Origin of the sequence: Mesorhizobium sp. M7A.F.Ca.AU.002.02.1.1, from assembly GCF_003998535.1 — a bacterium.
Classification (GTDB): Bacteria; Pseudomonadota; Alphaproteobacteria; order Rhizobiales; family Rhizobiaceae; genus Mesorhizobium; species Mesorhizobium ciceri.
The window spans coordinates 1-1614 of sequence record NZ_RZPB01001075.1 but is presented as its reverse complement, the minus strand read 5'-3'; the positions used below and the strand labels follow the sequence as shown (position 1 = coordinate 1614).

Annotated in this window: 1 protein-coding gene and 1 pseudogene; both read right to left on the bottom strand. The window is 62.5% G+C overall.

Features of this window, described 5'->3' with window-relative positions:
* Positions 1–135 (bottom strand): annotated as a pseudogene (locus EN879_RS40365) (ABC transporter permease); the annotation flags it as partial.
* A gap of 258 nt (positions 136–393) precedes the next feature.
* The coding region (locus EN879_RS35140; RefSeq protein WP_164774808.1) for an ABC transporter substrate-binding protein at positions 394–1614 on the bottom strand (1221 nt) is incomplete at its 5' end.

Here is a 1614-nt window from a genome sequence, read left to right as displayed (position 1 = left end):
GGTCGAGACGATGTAGGCGTCGACGGCGTCGCCGGGGGCGGCCTCGAGCAAAAGGAACGCGCCGATGACGACGATCAGCAGCACGAAGATGCTGCCGACGAGGCGGCGGCGGAGAAGGGTGAGGGCGCGGTTCATGGGGGCGTCGATGGGTTGGCGATACGTTGATTAGGACCGCGCCTAGGCACCCTCCTCTGTTCTGCCGGACATCTCCCCCTCAAGGGGGGAGATCGGCTGTCTCTTTTGGCTTCGCCAATCTCCAACGTTGAAGAATTCGCGGGACAGACAAGCGGCCAATCTCCCCCCTTGAGGGGGAGATGTCCGGTAGGACAGAGGGGGGCCTCGTAGAACTCAAAGCCTACGATGATTTCGCGAATTTTCATCCGCGCAATTCTGTCACGATTCCAAATACGTGTCCGCCCAGTTCGACACCGCCCAGCGCGGGTTGTTGGCGATGTTGCCGACGGTGTCTCGCGCGACGCTGATGAAACTCCATTCGGCGACGTTGATCAGCGGCAGGTCGGCAGCCACCGCCTTCTGGAATTCCTTGTAGAGGTCGGTGCGGGCTGATGCGTCGAGCGTCTCCGATGCCTTGGCGATGAGCGCATCGAGCGCATCGTTCTTGTAGCCGCCCTGGTTGGAGAACGGCACGCCGTCCGGAATGCCGCTCTGCACCAGGATGGTGGTCGAGATCGCCGGATCGCCGCGGAACACCGGCGGACCGACCGCGAGATCGAAGGCGTGGTCGGTGTAGACCGCCTTGATGTGCGCGGCCGAGTCGTTGTTGACCAGCTCAGCGTCGATGCCGATGGCGGCGAGCGCCTGGCGCAGATAGTCGCCGAACTGTTTTGTCTCGTTGAAATAGGGCGCAGGCAGCAGTTTCAGCGTGAAGCGCTTGCCGTCCGGGCCTTTCTTGTAGCCGGCTTCGTCGAGCAGCGCGTTGGCCTTGGCGACGTCGAAGGCATAGGTCGGCACATCGGCGGTGTAGAATTGTGGATCGTTCTTCGGCACCGGGCCGGTGGCTGTCGCGGCATAGCCGAGGAACACCGTCTTGACGACGAAATCCTTGTCGATGGCATGTGCGATCGCCTGCCGCACTTTGACGTCGGCCAGTTCCTTGCGGCGATGATTGATCTCGACGACGAGTTGATAGGTCAGCCCTTCGTAACCCTTGGTGATCACTTTCAGCCCCGGCACTTTCGAGATGCGGTCGAGGTCGGCCAGCGGCACGGCGGAAAAGGCCGCCAGCTGGATCTCTCCGGCCTCCAGCGCGCTGGCCGCGGACGTGCGATCCGGCAGCACCTGATAGATGATCTCATCGAGATAGGGCTCGTCCTTGCCCCAGTAGTCGGTGTTTTTGGTCAGCCGGTAATACTGGCCGGCCTTGTACTCGCCGAATTTGAACGGTCCGGTGCCGATGGGCGCGTTGTTGGCCGGGTTGTCCTCGATCTTGCCGACCTCGTAGATGTGCTTCGGCACCACGCTGCTCAGCGCCGGCAGCGCGTTGCGGATCAGCTGGAACGGCGTCGGCTTGGCGAATTTGAACACACCGGTGAGATCGTCGGGGGTCTCGACGCTGGCCAGGTCCTTGAACACGGTGCGGCCGAGGTTCTGCAG